Source organism: Nitrospira sp., from assembly GCA_016715825.1.
Taxonomy (GTDB): domain Bacteria; phylum Nitrospirota; class Nitrospiria; order Nitrospirales; family Nitrospiraceae; genus Nitrospira_D.
Map to the genome: position 1 here is coordinate 355,678 of JADJXO010000003.1, position 20,487 is coordinate 376,164.

Annotated in this window: 14 protein-coding genes; 10 read left to right on the plus strand and 4 right to left on the minus strand. The window is 55.1% G+C overall.

The features are described 5' to 3' along the window. Positions 1-52: 52 nt before the first annotated feature. From IPM58_11460 to ubiE, 3 genes are all read right to left on the minus strand, one after another. Positions 53-2,125 carry a universal stress protein gene (locus IPM58_11460; protein MBK9307676.1) on the minus strand — a complete coding sequence of 691 codons (2,073 nt, stop codon included), beginning with the start codon at positions 2,123-2,125 and terminating at the stop codon, positions 53-55. A gap of 202 nt (positions 2,126-2,327) precedes the next feature. Then, positions 2,328-3,953, minus strand: coding sequence for a radical SAM protein (locus IPM58_11465; GenBank protein ID MBK9307677.1), 1,626 nt, complete (start codon positions 3,951-3,953; stop codon positions 2,328-2,330). Positions 3,954-3,962: 9 nt separating this feature from the next. After that, complete coding sequence (gene ubiE / locus IPM58_11470) at positions 3,963-4,739, minus strand: bifunctional demethylmenaquinone methyltransferase/2-methoxy-6-polyprenyl-1,4-benzoquinol methylase UbiE (protein MBK9307678.1); 777 nt, start codon at positions 4,737-4,739, stop codon at positions 3,963-3,965. A 118-nt stretch (positions 4,740-4,857) separates the two neighbouring features. Between ubiE and uvrA the strand changes: the two genes are divergently transcribed. The 10 genes from uvrA (at position 4,858) to IPM58_11520 (ending at position 19,778) form a co-directional block, all read left to right on the plus strand. Next, complete coding sequence (uvrA, locus tag IPM58_11475) at positions 4,858-7,365, plus strand: excinuclease ABC subunit UvrA (GenBank protein ID MBK9307679.1); 2,508 nt, start codon at positions 4,858-4,860, stop codon at positions 7,363-7,365. 162 nt (positions 7,366-7,527) lie between these two features. Further along, positions 7,528-7,845, plus strand: a complete 318-nt coding sequence (locus IPM58_11480; protein MBK9307680.1) for a nucleotidyltransferase domain-containing protein — start codon at positions 7,528-7,530, stop codon at positions 7,843-7,845. Next, positions 7,832-8,215, plus strand: coding sequence for a HEPN domain-containing protein (locus tag IPM58_11485; GenBank protein MBK9307681.1), 384 nt, complete (start codon positions 7,832-7,834; stop codon positions 8,213-8,215). Before IPM58_11480 ends, IPM58_11485 begins: the two co-directional genes overlap by 14 nt. A gap of 422 nt (positions 8,216-8,637) precedes the next feature. Continuing rightward, positions 8,638-9,132, plus strand: coding sequence for a hypothetical protein (locus IPM58_11490; GenBank protein ID MBK9307682.1), 495 nt, complete (start codon positions 8,638-8,640; stop codon positions 9,130-9,132). A gap of 155 nt (positions 9,133-9,287) precedes the next feature. Continuing rightward, positions 9,288-9,617, plus strand: coding sequence for a DMT family protein (locus IPM58_11495; GenBank protein ID MBK9307683.1), 330 nt, complete (start codon positions 9,288-9,290; stop codon positions 9,615-9,617). A 244-nt stretch (positions 9,618-9,861) separates the two neighbouring features. After that, positions 9,862-12,273 (plus strand): ATP-binding protein, encoded by a 2,412-nt coding sequence (locus IPM58_11500; GenBank protein ID MBK9307684.1) that lies wholly within the window; start codon positions 9,862-9,864, stop codon positions 12,271-12,273. A 179-nt stretch (positions 12,274-12,452) separates the two neighbouring features. Continuing rightward, positions 12,453-13,835, plus strand: a complete 1,383-nt coding sequence (locus IPM58_11505) for a hypothetical protein (GenBank protein ID MBK9307685.1) — start codon at positions 12,453-12,455, stop codon at positions 13,833-13,835. 25 nt (positions 13,836-13,860) lie between these two features. Further along, positions 13,861-15,003, plus strand: a complete 1,143-nt coding sequence (locus tag IPM58_11510; protein MBK9307686.1) for an FIST C-terminal domain-containing protein — start codon at positions 13,861-13,863, stop codon at positions 15,001-15,003. A 6-nt stretch (positions 15,004-15,009) separates the two neighbouring features. After that, positions 15,010-18,231, plus strand: a complete 3,222-nt coding sequence (locus IPM58_11515) for a response regulator (GenBank protein ID MBK9307687.1) — start codon at positions 15,010-15,012, stop codon at positions 18,229-18,231. Then, complete coding sequence (locus IPM58_11520) at positions 18,228-19,778, plus strand: response regulator (GenBank protein ID MBK9307688.1); 1,551 nt, start codon at positions 18,228-18,230, stop codon at positions 19,776-19,778. Before IPM58_11515 ends, IPM58_11520 begins: the two co-directional genes overlap by 4 nt. A gap of 84 nt (positions 19,779-19,862) precedes the next feature. On the opposite strand, the gene IPM58_11525 is transcribed toward IPM58_11520, so the two are convergent. Then, positions 19,863-20,438 (minus strand): TIGR00645 family protein, encoded by a 576-nt coding sequence (locus IPM58_11525; GenBank protein MBK9307689.1) that lies wholly within the window; start codon positions 20,436-20,438, stop codon positions 19,863-19,865. Positions 20,439-20,487 lie beyond the last annotated feature (49 nt).

Sequence of the window (20,487 nt, forward strand, 5' to 3'; positions counted from 1 at the left end):
CTGGCTCGTCAGTCGATCAAATATGAAGTTGTGGACACAGAGCGCTTGGTGACTAGGTACGAGTTTTACCCGTGAGATCGGCGATCATATCTTTGAGATTGCCGGTCTTCATAGCATCAGCCATGTAACCCTTTGCTTGCTCGATCCCTTCGTTGGCGACCTCGATTGTGATCAGGGTCGTCCCAGTCTTCTCAGCATGCTTGAGAATCAATGCTTTTGTGCAATCGCGCATGAACCCTTCAGGAGCTCGATCCAATCTGGCCTGAGCCTCATCCGTCCAGGTATAGGGCGAAGCGGCTTCAGATTGTCCATTCGAGCCATTCCCATTCGTTTTTGGCGGCTGTTGCGAGGATTCGGCTGCGGCAGATGTACCGGTACCTTTATTCGAGAAAATTGGAGTGTACTCCTCTGCTGCGGCCTCCTTAATCATAGGGGCGGCATACTCGAGCGTGATGGTCGTCATCCCCAACTTCCTGGCGCTCTTCTCAATCCTCGCTTTCGCCCGTCTCCGTTGGAAACCGGCAGGCACGGCACGGATAGCCTCCTTGGCATCCTTAGTCCATTGCATTGGCACGTCATCGTAGGCAACGTCTGTCTCCAGTTCCCCTTCCGAAGCGGCCGCCACTTCAAAAATCTTCTTATCGACCTGTTTAAACTTACTCCCGTCCGCGCTGCACACCGGGCAACGAACCGGAGTGTCTCCTTTTCCGATGTAGCCGCATCCGTCACAAACGAAATAGGCTTGATCCATGCGGTCGAGGTAGGCTTGCGTTGAGGCGTTGATCTCCTTCGGCTTCTCTTCGACGATCTGGGTCATAATGCCGCTCAATGTTGGACCCATAAGATCCTTTGTCACGGCCTCGTCGGCCTGCATGCGGTCGCGGTCGATTCCCGCGGCATCAAGATTTCCACCCAGCGCTCGCATGGCGTCCATGGCACCTTTGGGAAGAATATGCCCAACAGCCGCGTCGACGACGGTGTTGCTGATGATGGTATGGCCTTTTTCGATGGCATATCGGTGAATGGCGGTTTTCGCAACTCCACGCGCAAAAACCGGGATCTTTTCCATTCGTCGAAGCGACTCTTCCGTCCAGGCAATTGTGTATTCCGCTTGGGTGTCGATCGGGGGTACGTATTTGCGGTTGGAGACCAGCACATTACAAGGCGCACTCCGCAAGAGATTCTCGGTGTTGCTGCCGATATCCATGTCCTCATCGCTATGGACGCCGATGCGCCCTACGATCAACAAGGCAGGGACATCCTTGCGAACATATTGAATGATCTTCTCAAACGCTTTTCCGTCCAGCAAGGTCGTTTTGACGTCGGTTTGTTCGGCTTGAGCAATTTCACGGGAGATGTCGAGGTGAGATTGGTAGATCTTCGCCAGGCCGCTATCGATAATCTCTTCGTGGAGCTTTTCCTGCTCTTTAAACCGAAAGACCTTGCCGGCCTCTTCATTGAGTACTCCGGAAATACTGTGGAAGGCGGCATAATGAAAATATGGGTCGAAGGCTGAAATCGCTTCAACCGGCATGTGAAATGCTTTGCCGAGGGCAAGCCCGGTCATCAAACCTCCGAACGAATAGGGACTTCCGTCGACTGCGACTACGATCTTGCCTCCGGTCAACGGCTGGATATTTTTGATGACCAACATGTCGGAGTTACGGACTCGACGGATGACGCGTTCGGTGTTACTGCCGATCACACTATCTTTAACCGCGCCGACCCCCAGGGCACCCATAATGACGAGATCGTACCCGTTGGTGTTGATATCCTCAGCCAGCACCTTCCAATTTCGCCCTTCAAGCGATCGTCGCTCGATCGGAAGGTTGGCGTCCGTACATTTCTTGTCGACATAATCCAGATAGGAATCGGTGATGATTTGCAGCCCACGGGTGATTAACGAATCGTGAATTTGACGTTGGCGATCCAGTTCCTTTTCATCATGGTATTCCTCGGGCAAGCCGGCTTCCATTTGTTTAAACCGCTTGTCATGCATCTTTGCCGCGTAGACATGGCTTCCCACGACCGTTGACCCGAAGGTCTTGGCCAAGTGGACGCCGACATCCACAGCCGTATTGGAATGGTCGGAATTATCAACGGGAATATAGATGGTCTTGTACATCAGGAGCGCCTCCTTAAGGCGCGAACCAGACAAAGGGATAATGTCCGTAATTATATGAAAAACAAAACGATTAACGTAAGAATTTGATACCCAAAGGAGTTGAATGATAGCACTGGCCGAAACTGGAATGCAAGGCGTCGCAGGGTGCTAAGTGAATAGATTACGCTCGTTGCTGAAGCATGATCTAGCGGCCGATTGGGCATCATACGGCGGAACTTGCCCTTGGCTCGGTTGTCTGGGAAGGAGAGGTAGCCGGTCGACGAGTGCGAAGAATCTCTTCAAGCGACAAGAGGGCATCTCGACCGGAATTGCCCTCAATGCCGCGGCTAAGATTCTGATCGGCATAGGTCGGTGATGGATTGGACGACTGAGAAAGCGAGCCGGTCCACCGACGAGGATCCGTGCTGCCGTGTTTTCGCTCCCATGCCTTGAGACAGGCTTTGGCGATGATCTTGTTTAATGGCGCTGGGTTATAGAGCAATTTTCGGATACTCGATGGAGTCAGCATCAAGGGGTTGTAGCCAGTAGACAGGTATCCTTCCTCTAGAAGCCGCTGCTCCAGATCGGTGTTCGGCTGGATACCCAAGAAGAACATCAGTGGGAAAACACGCTCCTCCCCGAGAATCGAGGCTACCATCTTGTAGGCCTCGACGCTCTGCAACAGGGTTTCTTCGGTCTCTTTAGGGCTATTAAGGGAGTAATTCAGGATAACCTTGCCGTTAAACCCAGCCTCCGCTAGATAGCGACAACCGTCATAGAGCCGTTCCAGCTTGAATCCCATATGGAGATTGTTCAGGACTTCTTGCGAGCCGGAGGTGATGGCGACTTCTAAGTCGCCGACCCCTGAGCGAACCATCAGCTTGGCGAAGTCGGGCGTGATCAAAGAGGTGCGAATATAGCCGGACCACTCGATCTCCAGCTTCTCGCTGATGATGCGCTCCATGATCTCCGTACATTGCGGATAGGCTTCCTTGCCCGTAATGAATTGGGCGTCGGTAAACCAAAAGCGACGGGCGCCCCACTGATGATAATGCTGGGAGATGTCTTTCACGACCATGTCCGGTGGTCGGTACCGCACTCGCTTGCCCTCAATGTAGGGATACAGGCAGAAAGCACAATCATAGGGACAGCCTCGTTTCGACTGCACTCCAATCGACTCACCTTGGTACTCCTGCCATTGTGGAAAAATGGAGGTCAGATAGGGGAGGTCGACGGCCGGGGCATCAAGCAGCGGTGGGGAACCCTGTGAGCCTTTTCGGATCCGCCCCCCTTCTTTGATGATATAGCGTTCGTCGTCGATCGAACGCCCTTCAAGGAGTTTTAGGATTGCATCCTCCCCCTCACCCAATATGCCGATCGTCCCTTCCGGAAGCTTCTCGATGAGTTGATCGGCAAAGGCAGTGAATGCTCCGCCTCCGATCATGATCTGTGCCTTGGGGCATTCTTTGCGAACCAGTGCCGGATAGGACAGGATCGTGTAGATATGACTGTAGTACCGATAGAGTTGCTTTACGCCCGCGACCGATGCCGCGATACGCTTGAGAGGGTTACTCGCAAAATAAAAATTGAAGGCGTGTTCCAGCGAGGAATCCCCTTCATGGGGCGAGAAGATCTGGATATCTCGCCATGAAAAGCAGACCAAATCCGGTGTGAAATCCGTTGCAGCATCGCGAATAGCCTGGCTGCGCTGGTTGATGGGAAATAACGACAGGTCGAGGATACGCTGTCGAACGTCTGGTTTCCGACGATGGATAAAGTCGGCTAAATAGGTGATCCCAATTGGATACACCTTCTTGCAGGGAAGGAAGATATAGAGAATGGAGTTCACGACGTCGGACTACTTTGTAGCTATATGGATGGCAACAATGCCGCCGCTGAGATTCTTATACGACACCTGACGAAATCCTGCATCCCGGAGGATTTGGCACAACCGCTCTTGATCGGGAAACCTCCGAATCGAAGCGGGGAGGTATTCATAGACGCCGGTGCGATCACGAGCCACGATCGTACCGATCCAAGGCAACAGCTTGAACGAATACCAATCGTATAGGGTCCGTAACCAACCGAACACCGGGCGCGAGAACTCCAAGCACACAAAGCGGCCGCCGGGTTTCATCACGCGGCGGATCTCCTTCACGGCTTGGGCCAAATCTCCAACGTTACGCATACAGAAACCCGTCGTCACCGCATCAAACGTATTGTCGCCGAAACCGAGATGCTCGGCGCTGGCTTGAAGGCAGGTGATCTTGTCGGAGAGTCGTTTCTTCCCGACTTTTTTGAGACCTTTGGCCAGCATCGCATGGTTCAAGTCAGAGGCAATCACGCGTCCCTCAGGCCCCATCCGAGATTCGATAAGAAGTGCAAGATCGGCAGTGCCCGCTCCCACATCGAGGGCCGTCCCTCGCCCGAGAGGGGCGATGAAGGAGGCGGTGATTTTCTTCCAGTAGTAATGGAGGCCAAAACTTAGGAGCGTATTGTTGAGATCGTAGGTGCCGGCTATGGAGGTGAACATCCGCTGGACGGCATCCTCACGCGCTTGCCCGGACCATGTGGAGACGACCTTCGCCGGAGCTTGCGAGTCCTGTGCTAACTGAGGACGCTCGGTTTTCACCATTTGATCGTGGTAGCACCCGCTTTCACGCTTTGTCAAGGCGGGTGAATCTGATGGTATAATCCTGTCCCCCTCCATGCGACTGCATGGGGAATCTCTGTAGAAGAAAGATAGGAAACCGATGGGTCATTCAATCGTGATCAAAGGAGCCCGGGAGCACAATCTCAAGAACATCGACGTGGACATTCCACGCGACAAACTCGTGGTCATCACCGGCCTGAGCGGGTCCGGCAAGTCGTCGCTCGCCTTCGACACCATCTATGCCGAGGGACAGCGTCGGTATGTTGAATCGCTCTCAGCCTATGCCAGGCAGTTCCTCGAACAGATGGGGAAGCCGGACGTCGATTCGATTGAAGGCTTATCTCCCGCGATTTCTATCGAGCAAAAGAGCACCAGCCACAATCCTCGTTCTACCGTCGGTACCGTCACGGAGATCTACGATTATCTCAGGCTCCTCTTCGCCCGCGTCGGACATCCCTACTGTTTTCAGTGTGGACAAGAGATCGCTGCGCAGACCGTGCAGCAAATGGTCGATGCCATTGCCTCGTTGCCGGAAGGGGAAAAGTTTCAGATTCTGGCGCCGATTGTCCGCGGTCGGAAGGGCGAGTATCGCAAAGAGTTGTTAGACATGCGCAAGGCGGGCTATGTGCGGGCCCGCATTGACGGCAAAGTTGTGGATCTGGGCGAGGACATCACGCTCGACAAGCAGAAAAAACATACGATTGAGATCATTGTCGATCGGTTGGTGATGAAGCCAGGCGATGCGCTCATGCGCCGGCTGGCCGATTCGGTAGAGACATCGGTCAAGCTGACCGGCGGATTGGTGGGCGTGCTCACGGAAAATGGACAGACCAAGCTCTATAGTGATCGGCTGGCTTGCATCAAGTGCGGCGTCAGCTATCCCGAAGTCACACCCAGGGTGTTTTCCTTCAATAGTCCGCACGGTGCCTGTCCCGCTTGTGACGGGATTGGCTATGCCGTAACACCAGGTTGTCCCGAGGAAGAGGACTTCACTTTGCTGGAGCTTTGCTCGGTCTGTCATGGGGCGCGCCTCAAGCCGGAAAGCTTGTCGATCAAACTGGCGAAAAGGTCGATCGCTGAAGTCACCAACCTCTCGGTGCGGGCGGCTGCCGACTTTTTTCACAATCTCAAGTTCTCGGACCGGGAGCTTGTGATCGCCCATCGTATCTTAAAAGAAATTCGTGAACGATTAGGCTTTCTCGTCAATGTCGGCTTGGACTACCTGACGCTCGATCGGGCGGCGGCGACCTTGTCCGGCGGCGAGGGGCAACGGATTCGCTTGGCGACGCAGATTGGGTCCGGGCTGGTCGGCGTGCTGTACATCCTCGACGAGCCGTCGATCGGGTTACACCAGCGGGACAATCGGCGGCTGTTGCAGACGTTGCTCAGGCTGCGGGATCTGGGGAACACCGTCGTCGTCGTCGAACATGATGCAGAAACCATGATTGCGGCGGATCACATTCTCGACATGGGTCCCGGAGCGGGCTCCCAAGGAGGGCATGTCATCGCGCAGGGTACACCGCAGCAGGTGATGGGCGATCTCAACTCGTTGACCGGTCAATATCTGCGCGGGGTTCAGACGGTGTCCGTGCCGCAACGGCAGCGGAAGCCAAGAGGAATGCTCTCGGTAGTCGGGGCCCAGAAGCACAATTTGAAAAACGTCACAGCAAAAATTCCTCTCGGACTCTTTACCTGCGTCACGGGCGTGTCCGGATCGGGCAAGAGCACGCTGGTGTTGGAGGTTTTGTTTCATTCTCTGTCCCAACTCCTCTATCACAAGAAGCCCAAGATCGATGGATGCAAAGAACTGAAGGGGGTCGACGCGCTCGACAAGATCATCGACATCGATCAGTCCCCGATCGGCCGGACACCTCGGTCCAATCCTGCCACCTATACGGGCCTATTCGGGTACATTCGTGATCTCTATTCGAATCTGCCGGAGTCACGGGTCCGTGGCTACAAACCTGGCCGCTATAGCTTCAACGTCAAAGGCGGCCGCTGCGAAGCCTGTCAGGGCGATGGACTCATCAAGATCGAGATGCATTTCCTGCCCGATGTCTATGTGACCTGCGAAGTCTGTAAAGGCCAACGGTACAACCGTGAAACGCTGGAGATCCACCACAAGGGCAAGAGCATCGCTGATGTGCTGAACATGACGGTGGACGATGCGTTGGAGTTTTTCGAGCATATTCCCCTGATCAAAACGAAGCTTCAAACGCTGCACGATGTCGGCCTGCACTATGTGAAGTTAGGGCAATCGGCGACGACACTCTCCGGCGGAGAGGCACAGCGGGTGAAGTTGTCACGCGAGCTGTCCAAGCGGGCGACCGGGCGCACGATGTACATCTTGGATGAGCCGACGACCGGCCTGCACTTTGCCGACGTGCAGCGATTGCTCGATGTGCTGGATCGCCTGGTCGAATCAGGGAACACGGTGCTGGTGATCGAACACAATCTCGATGTGATCAAAAATGCCGACTGGATCATCGACCTCGGCCCGGAAGGCGGCGATCGTGGTGGTGAGATTGTCGCAGAAGGACCGCCGAAAGAGATTGCGAAGGCGAAACGGTCGTATACGGGACAAGTGTTGAAAGAAGCGGGGCTGTAGGAGACTGGCTCCACGAGTGTGTCCAGAAGTAGCTATTCTGACAGGGCCAGATATGTCGAGGTGTCATGACTTTGTTGGTAGGGAATGCTACCATCGCGCATGGATTTGATGTGGCTCTGAGTAGTCCGATGTGTGGCCCGATGTCTATCAAAACAGGCTATGATGACGGCTCAAGAAGCTATTGATACAGCGGTCCAACGGCTAGTCACTGCGGCCAATCCGAAAAAAGTCATTCTCTTCGGCTCATTGGCAGAAGGAACGGCCACGTCGGAATCCGATGTGGATTTGCTTGTGATCGAACCTGAGGTCGCCTCCAAACGCACAGAAATGGTCCGTTTGCGAAAGGCCATTGGGTCCATCGGATTCCCGGTCGATGTGCTTGTTGTTTCAGAAGGGGAAGTGTCAGACTGGGGACATCTCCCTGGAACAGCTATATACTGGGCTCTGAAGGAGGGGAAGGTCCTCTATGAAGCGGCCTGAGGACCTGGCTCGCCGCTTCCTTGTTCTGGCCGACCGCGACATTAAAGCATTCCACAAGCTGTCTGGCGATTTGGAAATAGACGACGAGGTTGTCGGTTTTCATGCGCAGCAAGCGGTCGAAAAATGTCTCAAGGCGGTGTTGGCCAAGCATTGTGTCGAACTGCGAAAAACTCATGATCTACAGCTTCTCCTTGACCTCCTAGCCCAGAATAATCTGCTGAGTCCACCGTTGCGTGATGGAATCGACGCCCTAGGTCCGTTCGCAGTTGAGCTGCGATACGATTTGATGGAAACGGACCCACTTGATCGTGAACAAGCGAGGGCAGTTGTCTTGGCTGTTCGTGACTGGGCAGAGCAGCAGGTCTCATAGAATCAACTTCGAGTTGCATTGAAATTTTGTGATCGCTGCAAAAAGACCGCCCAAAGAGATTGCCAAGTCGAAACGATCGTATACGGGACAAGTGCTCAAGGAAGCAGGTGTGTAGGGGACTGGCTCCGCCACCAGGCGGTGCCTGTCCCCGTGGGATGGGCGGAAGGGCGAGCATTCCGGGTTCGCCGTGATACGATAAATCTTCGCGCCACCCTGATTCAGCGCTATTTGGCTGTGCGCCTTGTCGGATGAAATGACACAGAACGGTGCCCAGCACCATTACTGCTTCTGGATGGCAGCCAACGCTACGGCGAACCCTCCAAGTTCCTTCATTTCGCCCGCCAGGGAAAGTGAGAAGGGCATGAAAGGGAAACTTGAAGGTTGCTCATATGCCTTCATCAATCAATGGGTGATGAAGCTACATGCTTAAAAACAAGGATGTAATTGCTCAGCCTAGCCGTGGTCGGTTTTTCCCTGTTACCATAGCGTGGACAATAAAGACGTTGCACGACCTTAAGTTTGCCCCTCCTCCCTACCAAAAGCGATTAGACATCATATTTAGAAATTCGGATAGGACCAGCGCACATGGGCGAGTAGTTGCTGCACTGCATCCGCCGTATGAGATGGTCATCTATTCAGTTCCTGAAGAGATGAATCAGCAACACGCCAAGACTGTCCTGGATTTGGCAATGCGTGAATTGGCTGAATTCGGTACAAATGCAACGCCGTATGACAGACGCTGCATGTCCTTGTCGTATCGGGTGTATCACTCCTCGGAGAGTTGTCTGATCCTCGCGAAGCGAGTTCGTAAAGGAACGCAAACCAAGTACCGAGGCGACGGCAAGTTTTCAAATGCCTTTAAGCCAAAAGGCATTAAGACAGATGAGCTGATCATTAAGTCTATTAGCCTCATTTAGTTCGTAGTTGGAACCACCTGCAGTTTTCTTGAGAGGGCTAAGCCCTTGATTTTCTTGCTGACGATCTCCAACCGATAAATACCATTTCCTTTCCCGCTGCCTGAATTCAAGCGACAATATGCCAGCAGTTCCTAAAAGACGAAGGAGTCTGTCTCATGCAGACGATCGCGTTGCTGACGATTTCGAACGTGTTTATGACCATCGCCTGGTACGGCCATCTGAAGTTCAAGGAGGCTCCCCTGTTCACCGTGATTCTGGCGAGTTGGGGGATCGCCTTTATCGAATACTGCTTCCAGGTACCGGCGAATCGGATTGGTCATGCGCAGTTTAGCGCCGCACAGCTGAAGACGATTCAGGAGGTCATCACGCTGGTCGTCTTCTCGATCTTCTCCGTTGTGTACCTGAAGGAAGCACTGAAGTGGAACTATGTGGTGGGATTCGCGCTGATCGTAGTGGCCGTCTTTATCATCTTCAAGGAATGGTAGTGGTCTCCGTCTAATTGGTCTTGCTGATCAAATCGTTCCAAACCCGCTTGCAGCTCATTCCCTAGCTTATTACAATACCGCCCAATTCACTCCGACCATCCAGCGAAGGGGGAAAATCGGTATGCCGAAGGCGAAGAAAACAGAGTCTGGAGCACAGGCCGAAAAGGAAACGAAAAAGTCCGCCACACCTGTGAAGGTAACGCCGCCTACTTCTGAGGATTTTGAAAAGCTCGGCGTCTTCTACATGGGCCGGCCATACGATCTTGCCACGAAGCAGGCCAAGCCGGGATGGCTCCTCTATGACTCGAAAGATCTGGTGACGCACGCGGTCTGTGTCGGGATGACGGGTAGCGGCAAGACCGGCTTATGTCTCGCTCTTCTCGAAGAAGCGGCGATCGATAACATTCCAGCCATCATCATCGATCCCAAGGGCGACCTGGGCAATTTGATGCTGACATTTCCAAGCTTGAAGGGTGAAGACTTCCAACCCTGGATCAATGAAGACGATGCGCGCAAGAAGGGCTTGTCCTCCGCCGACTATGCCAACGCGCAGGCTGAATTATGGACCAAGGGATTGGCTGGTTGGCAACAAGACGGCGCGCGCATACAGCGGTTCCGCGATGCCGCGGACATCGCTATTTACACGCCCGGCAGCAGCGCCGGGTTGCCGGTGTCGATTTTGAAATCGTTTGCCGCTCCGTCGGCTGATGTCTTGAAAGATGCGGAGTTGTTGCGCGAGCGTATCAGCACGACGGTCACGAGCCTCCTTGGCCTGCTGGGTATCGAGGCTGACCCGATTCAAAGCCGCGAGCACATCCTCCTCTCCACGATTTTCGACCAGACCTGGAAGAAAGAAGAAGATCTGGATTTGGCCGCGCTGATCCATGCGATTCAATCGCCTCCTGTGTCCAAGATCGGGGTCATGGACGTCGATTCCTTCTTCCCGTCGAAAGAACGTTTTGCACTGGCGATGAAACTGAATAACCTCCTCGCTGCGCCGGGATTTCAGGCCTGGCTCGAAGGGGAAGCGCTGGATATTCAGTCCATCATGTACACGCCCTCAGGCAAGCCTCGCTTGGCTATTTTCTCGATCGCTCATCTGAACGATGCCGAGCGGATGTTTTTCGTGACACTGCTGCTGAGTCAGATGGTCGGGTGGATGAGGGCGCAATCGGGCACAACCAGCTTGCGGGCGCTCCTCTACATGGATGAGATCTTTGGGTATTTCCCACCGGTTTCCAATCCGCCGTCGAAATTGCCACTGCTGACCTTACTGAAGCAGGCGCGTGCCTTTGGTCTTGGGGTCGTGCTTGCCACACAGAATCCCGTCGATCTTGATTACAAGGGGCTGGCCAACACCGGCACCTGGTTCATCGGTCGGTTGCAGACCGAGCGAGATAAAGCCCGTGTATTGGAAGGCCTGGAAGGGGCTTCGAGCAGCGCAGGGAAGAAGTTTGATCGGGGTCAGATGGAGCAAACCCTGGCCGGACTCGGGAATCGCATTTTTCTCATGAATAACGTCCATGAGGACGAACCGGTGGTGTTCGAGACCCGTTGGTGTCTGTCATATCTCCGCGGGCCGCTCACGCGGACGCAGATCAAGACCCTGATGGATCCAGTGAAGCATGAAACGTCAAACGTGACACGTGAAACGTCCGAGTCAAAGTCGTCGGCTTCGAACGCGTCACACCTCACGCCTCACGCGTCACGTCCCATGCTGCCTCCCGATGTGCCACAGCACTTTGTACCGCTTCGGAGTACGAAACCGGAAGGGAGTGCGCTGGTATACGTACCGATGCTGCTTGGGTCGTCACAGATCCGGTTTTCAGATTCGAAGAGCGGCATTGACACGACTCAGGAGGTGACCGTCGTCGCTCCCATGGTAGATGGTCCCGTGGTGGTCGATTGGGATAAAGCCGATTCGGCGGGCTTGTCCGTGGATGATCTGGAACAAGATCCCGGAAAAGGCGCCCAGTTTCTTGCGTTACCGACAAGTGCCGGTAAGCTGAAGAGTTACACCGATTGGAGCAAGGACTTTGGCGGATGGCTCTACAGGACGCAGAAGGTGGAAGTATTCAAGAGCCCCAGTACTAAAGAAGTGTCCAGTCTTGGTGAGTCTGAGCGTGATTTCCGTGTGCGATTGCAGCAGGTTGGGCGTGAAACTCGCGATAAAGCCGTGGAAGAACTCCGCCAGAAGTATGCCTCGAAGATAGCGACGCTTGAAGAACGCATCAGGCGGGCCGAATTGGCAAAGGAAAAACAGCAGACCGAATCACACGCCAGTCAGGTACAGGCGGCGATTTCCGTCGGAGCCTCCATCCTTGGGGCCTTTATGGGACGAAAGACGATCAGTGCCTCGAACATCGGTCGGGCAACGACTGCGGTTCGGAGTGCCGGTCGGGTTATGAAGGAGTCGAAAGATGTCGGCGTGGCGGAAGAGAATCTGGCCGCTCTTCAACAGCAGCTGGCCGATCTTGAAGCGCAGTTCAAATCAGAGAGTGACGCCCTGGCGGCAGCGACCGATCCTCTGAACGAAAAGCTCGACATGATTTCAATCAAACCTACAAAGGCCAACATTGCTGTGAAGCTTGTGGCTCTCGCCTGGATGCCTCATTGGCGGGACGGGAATGGGCAACTTGCCGCCGGGTGGACGTAAGACAAGGCGGCGTATGATCAGGTGTTTTCGTTGAGTGTCAGCTCGGTGTCCTCGGCGTAGTTGTGTCTCGCCCTCCTCAAAGTCTTCACGGATTTCCTATCAAGTTTCGTCACCTAAGTGCCGAAAAAGTAACGACTTGGTTTGTGTGCCATTCGGCTTTCGAGCGGCATAACCGACGTATGACTTCGGATCTCTCACCACAGCCCATCGTGCGGACGCCGTTCAACTGGGCCAGAGGCCTGTGGGAGGCGTTACCCAAAGGGCTTTCTCTGGAGGGTGAAGAGTGGGCGCGCCGACATCGTGGGATTGTGTGGCTTCTCTGGGTCCATGCGGTGGGGGTTCCACTCTTCGGTGTGGCGGTAGGGCGGTATGTCTTCCTCGGTCTGATCGGAGGGGGCGTTCTCCTGGGCCTTGCTGGACTGGCCGCAAGCCAGGTGTTACCTCATCGAGCACGCGCTGCCGTGGCCACAGTGGGGTTGATCTCTGCCTCGACGCTACTGGTGCATCTGTCCGGCGGCTTTATTGAGGCGCATTTTCATTTTTTTGTCATGATGGTCGTGATCGTTTTGTACCAGGATTGGATGCCCTTTGTCTTAGCTCTTATGGCCGTCGTCGTAGACCACGGCGTGATCGGCACCTTGGCTCCAACGATGGTCTACAACCATGCTGCGGCGCAGCACCATCCATGGAATTGGGCGCTCATTCACGGGGGATTCATCCTGGCCGAGTCAGCCGCGCTACTCATCTATTGGCGTATGAATGAAACCGTACAGGGGGAACTGTCTCGAGAGAAGGAGAGAGCTGAGGCCGCCAGCCGAACGAAATCGCAATTCCTAGCCAATATGAGCCATGAGATCCGGACGCCGATGAACGGGGTGTTGGGCATGGCGGAGTTGCTCTTGTTGACGAATCTCACCGACAAGCAACGACGCCAGGTAGAACAGATTCGCGGGTCAGGCACTCAACTACTGCACGTTATCAACGATATCTTGGATTTCTCGAAGATCGAAGCGGGGAAGATCGTACTGGAGCACAGCCCGTTCGATGTGGCCTCCGTGATTTCCGAGACCGTGACGTTCTTCGGGCAATCTGCCCGTGCAAAGGGGCTGACGCTTTCTTGCACGGTTGATCACGATGTACGCACCAAAGTGGTGGGAGATGCCCACCGGCTGCGCCAGGTGCTGAACAATCTCATCGGGAACGCGATCAAATTCACTGCGTCAGGAGCCGTTTCCGTTACGGTGCGATCGGTGGCCGGAGTGGTCGGTGGGTTCGAGATCGCGGTGGAAGATACCGGAATTGGTATCTCAGACGAGACCCAAGCGGTGCTTTTCAAAGAGTTCTCTCAAGCCGACAGTTCGACGACTCGGAAGTACGGGGGGACTGGTCTTGGACTGGCCATCTGCAAACGATTGGTTGAAATGATGCAAGGGACGATTAGAGTCGACGGACGGTGCGGAGGCGGGGCGCGGTTCTCGTTTACGGTCCGGTTCACTGAGCAGGTCGGAGCTGGCGTGACATCCAGTAGGATGGCTGGCCATGAGGATCAAGAGGCCGCCTAGTTTGAAATCATAAGGAGGACACATCATGGAGCTTCACACACTTGGCCATGATCATAGGAAGGGGTGGTCGGTAAAGAGCCGGCCACGGATCGACTCACGCCAGACGTTAGTCGTTGTGTTTGGGTCTACCAGCTTGCTCGATGCTTCAGGGCCGATCAACGAGTTGCTGGAGGAGTACAGCGAGTCCGTGGTTGTCGGCTGTTCCACGGCTGGAGAAATTTTGGGGACCCAGATCTTTGACGAAAGTCTCAGCGCGGCGATCGCCAAATTTGAGCATACGAATCTCCGGGTAGCCAGTGCTCCGGTACAGTCGGTGGACAATTCCTTCCAGGCCGGGCAGGAGATTGCCCAACAGCTGAATGATTCAACCTTACGTGGCATCCTCGTGCTGTCAGACGGCCTCAGTGTGAACGGGAGTGAGTTGGTGCGAGGCTTGAATTCGACCGTGCTCCCTTCTGTTATCGTCACGGGTGGTTTGGCCGGTGATGGCAATCGATTTCAGCGGACGTGGGTCTTGCAGGATCGACGTCCTCAACCGGGGTTTGTGACGGCGGTGGGGTTCTATGGGAACCATGTGCGGATCGGCCACGGATCCAAAGGGGGATGGGATCTATTCGGACCTGAACGACGCGTCACGAAGTCCAAGGGAAACATCCTCTTGGAGCTTGATGGTCGTCCTGCCCTTCAATTGTACAAAGAGTATCTCGGTGAGCGAGCTGCCGGCTTACCCGCTACCGGCCTCTTGTTCCCTCTTGCGTTGCGAGCCAACCAATCAGATTCCAAGAGCCTTGTCAGGACGATTCTCGCTGTGAATGAGGAAGACCAATCCCTCACTTTCGCAGGTGATATCCAGGAAGGCGCGTTGGCGCAGCTGATGAAGGCCAACTTCGATCGATTGGTACAGGGTGCGTCAGAAGCGGCCACGACGACCAAGCTCTCGGCCGATGACGATTCCTGTACCCTTGCCATTGCGATCAGCTGCGTCGGACGTCGACTCGTCCTCGGGGAGCGGACGGAAGAAGAGACGGAAGCCACGCTGGAGGTGCTCCCGAAGCGAACCCAACAAATTGGATTCTACTCGTACGGGGAAATTTCACCCTATGCCACCGGCGCCTGTGACCTCCACAACCAGACGATGACGCTCACGACACTGAGTGAGGCGGCGTGATTGCCCATGCATCCTCTGCTGGCAAGACAGCTGAAGCGGGTAGGTCTCGATCAGGATCACCCACCACCGACACCGGAGGTCTGGGGTGAAATCCTGGAACGAATCAGCCAAAGCTATGTGGAAGCGGATCAGGGGCACGCGCTGTTGGAACGATCGCTTGCCCTTTCATCGGAGGAGATGCGAAACCTCTATGCGCAGCTTAAGCAGACCAGCGAGACCCAACTGGCTCAGGAGCGAAACAAGCTCCAGGCGGTCCTGCAGGCCATGGGAGACGGCCTCTGCGTCGTGGATGCGGCGTGGAAGATCCAGATGGTCAATCATCAAGCAGAAGTCCTATTCGGAAAGACTGCGTCGATACTTGTCGAGAGCCCTGTGTACCGAATGATTTCACCGGGTCCGGAGGAGTACCGAGAAGACTGTCTGATTACCGACAGCACCTTACCGCCTCTGGCCTCGGGTGAACCCTACCGGACAGAGGATGGTCTCTTGGTGACGGGAGACGGGCAGCTTGTCGCGATTGCGCTGGTCGTGACCCCGATGCTCTTGGATGGGGTTGTCATGGGGGCCGTCCTCGTATTCCGGGATATCACTCGTCAGAAACAGATTGAACGAGAGCGCCAACAGACCGAAGGGGTTCTTCGGCGAATTCAATCGGGATTATCCGAGTTGGCCAAGAGCCCGCAAATTTACGGCGGGAACTTACAAGACGCGTTTCGAACGATTACGCGGGTGGCGGCCGAATGTCTTCATTCGGAACGAGTCAGTATCTGGTTTTTTACCGGGGATCGATCGGCGATCCAATGTGCCGATCTGTATCAGCTCACCACGCGTGCGCATACTCAGGGTGCGGTGTTGAGTGCCATCGAGTATCCGAAATACTTTCAGGAACTTGACACCGAACGAATCGTGGCGGCTCATGAGGCCCAACGAGATTCGAGGACCGCTGAATTCACCACGAACTACCTGACTCCTCTCGGGATCACGTCTATGCTTGATGTTCCGATCCGGTCCGAGGGCAAGATGGTCGGAGTGATTTGCCATGAGCATATCGGCCCCATGCGATGCTGGACGTTAGAAGAACAACATTTCGCGGCCTCCGTCGCGAATACGGTGGCCTTAGCCATGGAAGCTGCGGATCGACGAAGGGTGGAACAAGCGCTGCGGACCAGTGAAGGGCGTCTCACGACGACCGTGCAGAGCACCAACATCGGAATCTGGGACTGGGATCTCACTTCGAACGAGGTCTATCTCTCACCGGAATGGAAGCGCCAACTGGGGTATGACGAGGATGAACTCGACAATACGTTTCAAGAGTGGGAGCGACGGATTCATCCCCATGATCATGATCGAGCAATGGGTACGATCGAGAGTTATCTGAGTGGACGCACGTCTGGGCTGGAGATCGAGCATCGCCTTCAGCACAAGGACGGCTCCTACCGGTGGATTCTTGCTCGCGGCACCATGATCAAGAACGAGGCGGATTTATCATCTCGTATCATGGGAATCCATCTCGATGTGACGGATCGTAAGGTCGGGGAGGAACAGCTCCGTCTGGCAAAAGACGCCGCCGAAGCCGCCAGCTTAGCCAAGAGCCAATTCCTGGCAAATATGAGCCATGAGATCCGTACCCCCATGAACGGAGTGCTGGGTATGGCGGAACTCCTCCTCCGATGCACGCTTGACGACAAGGAACGGCACCTGGTCGAGTCGATCCAACGTTCCGGCACGGCGCTGCTCTCCATTATCAACGACATCTTAGACTTCTCGAAAATTGAGGCCGGGAAGCTGCAGTTGGAGAGGATTCCGTTCGATGTACGGAGAACGATTCAGGAGGCTATCGACCTGTCAGGGCCTATTGCCCAGAGGAAGCAACTGAAGCTCTCCTTGCATATGGATCCTGATATTCCTACCTATTTACTTGGGGATCCGACTCGCTTGGGGCAGGTGCTTGTCAATCTGGTCGGGAATGCGGTCAAATTTACCGACCGAGGATCCGTCGAAGTATCGGTGACGAGCGAGAACCTGAGCGACCAGCAGCATGGATTGTCAGTCACCGTACGGGATACAGGGATCGGTCTCACTTCAGCCGTGCAAACCCACATCTTTGACGCGTTTTCCCAAGCCGATGGGTCGACGACACGGAAGTACGGAGGAACCGGCTTAGGGCTGGCCATTGTCAAACAACTCGTGACGCTGATGGGGGGGGGCATCGAACTGGAGAGCCGTGTAGGTGAAGGTTCGACATTCCGGTTCACTGCGCTCTTTACACGATGCGAACTTGCCCAGCACCCTGTCACGGTTTCGGAAGTCTCGACCACCGTCCGATCGGTACCGACCGATCTGCACGCGCAGCCTCAGAAGGAGCTGCACATTCTGTTGGTGGAGGACAATCCCGTCAATCGCGAAGTCGCCTCCGGCATGCTCGAGACGTTCGCATGCCGGATCGATATTGCTGAAAACGGAAGAGAAGCGCTGGCCGCGACGGAGACGAAGAAATACGATCTTGTTTTTATGGATTGCCAGATGCCTGAAATGGATGGCCTCACGGCAACTCGGTTGATCCGGGAACGTGAAGCCAAAGAGGCGCCCGCGGCTCGTGTCCCCCGGGTGCCGATTGTGGCGTTGACGGCGCATGCGATGCAGGGAGATCGAGAACTCTGTCTCGCCGCCGGTATGGATGATTATCTTACAAAACCATTCACGTTGACTCAGCTTGAAGATGTGTTGGTTCGATGGATTTCTGACAACAATACGAAGCAGACTCCTCGCGTGGCATCTGGGACGCCAGACGCTCTCGTCACCGGTGGCCAGGGGCCGACCGCTGCTGGGGGAGGAGGGCAGCGGTCTGATCCCATGGCTGACACTGCAATCCTTGATCAATCGGCCCTGGCCGCCATCCGCGTTCTGCAGCGCCCGGGTCACTCTGACATCTTCACCCGCATCGTCTCTCAGTATGTCGAGACATCACGAGAGATGGTCGCCCGGGTCCGTCAAGGAGTTCTCTCGAAGGATGCGGCTGAATTGCGTGCCGCTGCGCATCGGTTGAAATCAAGCAGCGCACAGTTGGGAGCCGTGGCCTTGGCTGCCGACTGCCGCGAGCTGGAACTGATGGGAGCTAGTGGAGAGCTCAACCGAGCGGGAGAAGTTTTGAGTCGGTTTGAACTGCACTACGCGTCTGCGTGCGCGGCACTTCAAGAGGAACTGGAGAAAGGAAGACCGGCCGCATGACACATGAAACTCGGCCAAAGGTTTTGATCGTGGACGACGATTCCATTGCTCGGTTGTTAGCCTGCGAGGCGCTTGAACAGTCCGGCTGTGATGTCAAAGATGCAGAGAATGGACGCCTTGGTGTCGAGGCCTTCAGCCAATACCGGCCAGACCTGGTCCTGCTGGATATCATGATGCCGGAGATGGACGGCTTTGCAGTGTGTGCGGCATTGCGACGATTACCGGAAGGGCAGCATACGCCGATCCTGATCATGACGGGACTGGAGGATTATCAGTCGATCACCCAAGCTTACGATGTGGGAGCCACCGATTTCATCGTCAAGCCGATCAACGGCCTTCTGTTGGGGCATCGGGCCCGCTATATGCTGCGAGCGGGTCAGGCCATGCAGGACTTACGTAACAGTCAGATCGAGTTAGTTCACGCTCGAGATGCAGCCCTTGAGGGAGCGCGGCTCAAATCGGAGTTTCTTGCCACGATCAGCCATGAGATTCGCACTCCGATGAACGGCATCATCGGGATGGATGAATTGCTGTTGGATATGGATCTGACACCGGAACAACGTGACTGTGCAGAGACGATCAAACTGTCCGCCAAAGCCCTATTGGACATTGTCGACGACATTCTAGATTTTTCCAAGCTGGAATCAGGGCGGGTCGCCCTCAGTCGGGAGGAATTCGAGGTCAAGGGGGTTGTGGCCGACCATCTTACGGCATTCCAGGAACGGGCCAAGGAGAAACGCATTCGCCTCCGATACGATATTGGATCGGCGGTTCCGTCGAAAGTGTTGGGGGATCCGGTCCGTCTCGGTCGCCTTCTCTCAGTCCTGCTCAGCAATGCCGTGAAGTTCACGGAACATGGAGAGGTCTGTGTGCGGGTTGAACCCTGTCCGCAGCCGACGGTTAGAGCGGGGGACAGCCGTCTCAGATTTAGCGTGAGTGATACAGGGATCGGGATTGAGGAGGCCGATGCCGATCGATTATTCCAGCCCTTCGTGCAAGTAGATGGGTCCAATCGGCGGAAGTATGGCGGGATGGGGTTGGGCTTGGCGCTTGCTAAACAGCTTGCCGAGCTGATGGGTGGGACGATGGAGTTTGAGAGTAAGATCGGGAAGGGAAGTACATTTTGGTTCGATCTGTCTCTCGCTCAAGCGGGCGACGGCGGGGTGTCGCCTGATACTCGTTGTGCGCTGGTGTATGTGAAGGAGGTGGTGAGCCAGGCTGTCCTGCTCAGAACATTGGAACGGCTCAAGTTTCGCACCCATACCATCCTGGAGGCCAAGCAACTCCACACTCTTGGGCCTGACCTTTCCCCAAACCTGTTGATTGCAGAGATCGATGTGTTGCGACAGGAAACGGACCGTGCCTCCGTGCAACAGCTTAAAGCGCGCTACCCGCATCTGAAAATTCTTGGGCTTACACACGATGCGGTAGGCGAAGGTGCGTCACGTCTGCCGTTTGAGATCAGTGGGTACCTCGAGAAACCGCTGACCGTGGAAGCCATCAAGGCTGTTGTCGAAACGAGGGGATGGGATACGTCAGCTCGGTGACTCGTCTCGCCGAACGTCTCTCCTTCAGCAATTCCATGACGAGTTGGTTATCGAGGCGGGTGGGGAGCATGGCGATCTTTCCGCTCAGTGCTTCTTGTCCTTTTGCATAATCTTATCGGTCCACGCCAGCAGGATGGCGGAGGCTAAGAATGTCATATGGATGAAGATCTTCCATTTCAGATGCTCAGGATCCTCGTTGGCTACGTCCACAAATCCCTTGAGCAAGTGAATGCTGGAGATCCCGATCAAAGAAGCCGCCAGTTTGATTTTGATCGTGCCGGGATCGACGTGGGTGAGCCAGTCCGGTCGATCTGGATGGTGTTCCAAATCAAGCTTGCTGACGAACGTGGCGTACCCCCCTATGACGACCATGGTCAAGAGATTGGCGACCATGGTCACATCGATCAACCCCAGGACCCCGAGCATAAACACGGTTTCTTCCATCTTGTTGATGTGGACGACCATCTCCCAGAGTTCAATGAGAAACTTGTAGGCATAAAGGAGCTCTGCCACGATCAGGCCGGCATAGAGTGGGGCTTGAATCCAACGGCTGGCGAAGACGACATGCTCGAACAACGCCTCGACTTGATTGCTGGCTGAGTGATGCTTCTTCGGGGATAGTATGCTCGCGTGAGTTTGTGGTAGTTGAGAATCAGACATCCAGGCCTCCTGACTGCGGCGTGATGTATCCTAGTCAGCGCGGTCGGGT

What these genes read in the sequence shown, in the direction of transcription:
- uvrA (MBK9307679.1), top strand. Translation starts at nt 4,858, where the DNA reads ATGGGTCATTCAATCGTGATCAAAGGAGCCCGGGAGCACAATCTCAAG.
- IPM58_11485 (MBK9307681.1), top strand. Translation starts at nt 7,832, where the DNA reads ATGAAGCGGCCTGAGGACCTGGCTCGCCGCTTCCTTGTTCTGGCCGAC.
- IPM58_11490 (MBK9307682.1), top strand. Translation starts at nt 8,638, where the DNA reads ATGCTTAAAAACAAGGATGTAATTGCTCAGCCTAGCCGTGGTCGGTTT.
- IPM58_11480 (MBK9307680.1), top strand. Translation starts at nt 7,528, where the DNA reads ATGACGGCTCAAGAAGCTATTGATACAGCGGTCCAACGGCTAGTCACT.
- IPM58_11500 (MBK9307684.1), top strand. Translation starts at nt 9,862, where the DNA reads ATGGGCCGGCCATACGATCTTGCCACGAAGCAGGCCAAGCCGGGATGG.
- IPM58_11520 (MBK9307688.1), top strand. Translation starts at nt 18,228, where the DNA reads ATGACACATGAAACTCGGCCAAAGGTTTTGATCGTGGACGACGATTCC.
- IPM58_11460 (MBK9307676.1), bottom strand. Translation starts at nt 2,125, where the DNA reads ATGTACAAGACCATCTATATTCCCGTTGATAATTCCGACCATTCCAAT.
- ubiE (MBK9307678.1), bottom strand. Translation starts at nt 4,739, where the DNA reads ATGGTGAAAACCGAGCGTCCTCAGTTAGCACAGGACTCGCAAGCTCCG.
- IPM58_11505 (MBK9307685.1), top strand. Translation starts at nt 12,453, where the DNA reads ATGACTTCGGATCTCTCACCACAGCCCATCGTGCGGACGCCGTTCAAC.
- IPM58_11525 (MBK9307689.1), bottom strand. Translation starts at nt 20,438, where the DNA reads ATGTCTGATTCTCAACTACCACAAACTCACGCGAGCATACTATCCCCG.
- IPM58_11510 (MBK9307686.1), top strand. Translation starts at nt 13,861, where the DNA reads ATGGAGCTTCACACACTTGGCCATGATCATAGGAAGGGGTGGTCGGTA.
- IPM58_11495 (MBK9307683.1), top strand. Translation starts at nt 9,288, where the DNA reads ATGCAGACGATCGCGTTGCTGACGATTTCGAACGTGTTTATGACCATC.
- IPM58_11515 (MBK9307687.1), top strand. Translation starts at nt 15,010, where the DNA reads ATGCATCCTCTGCTGGCAAGACAGCTGAAGCGGGTAGGTCTCGATCAG.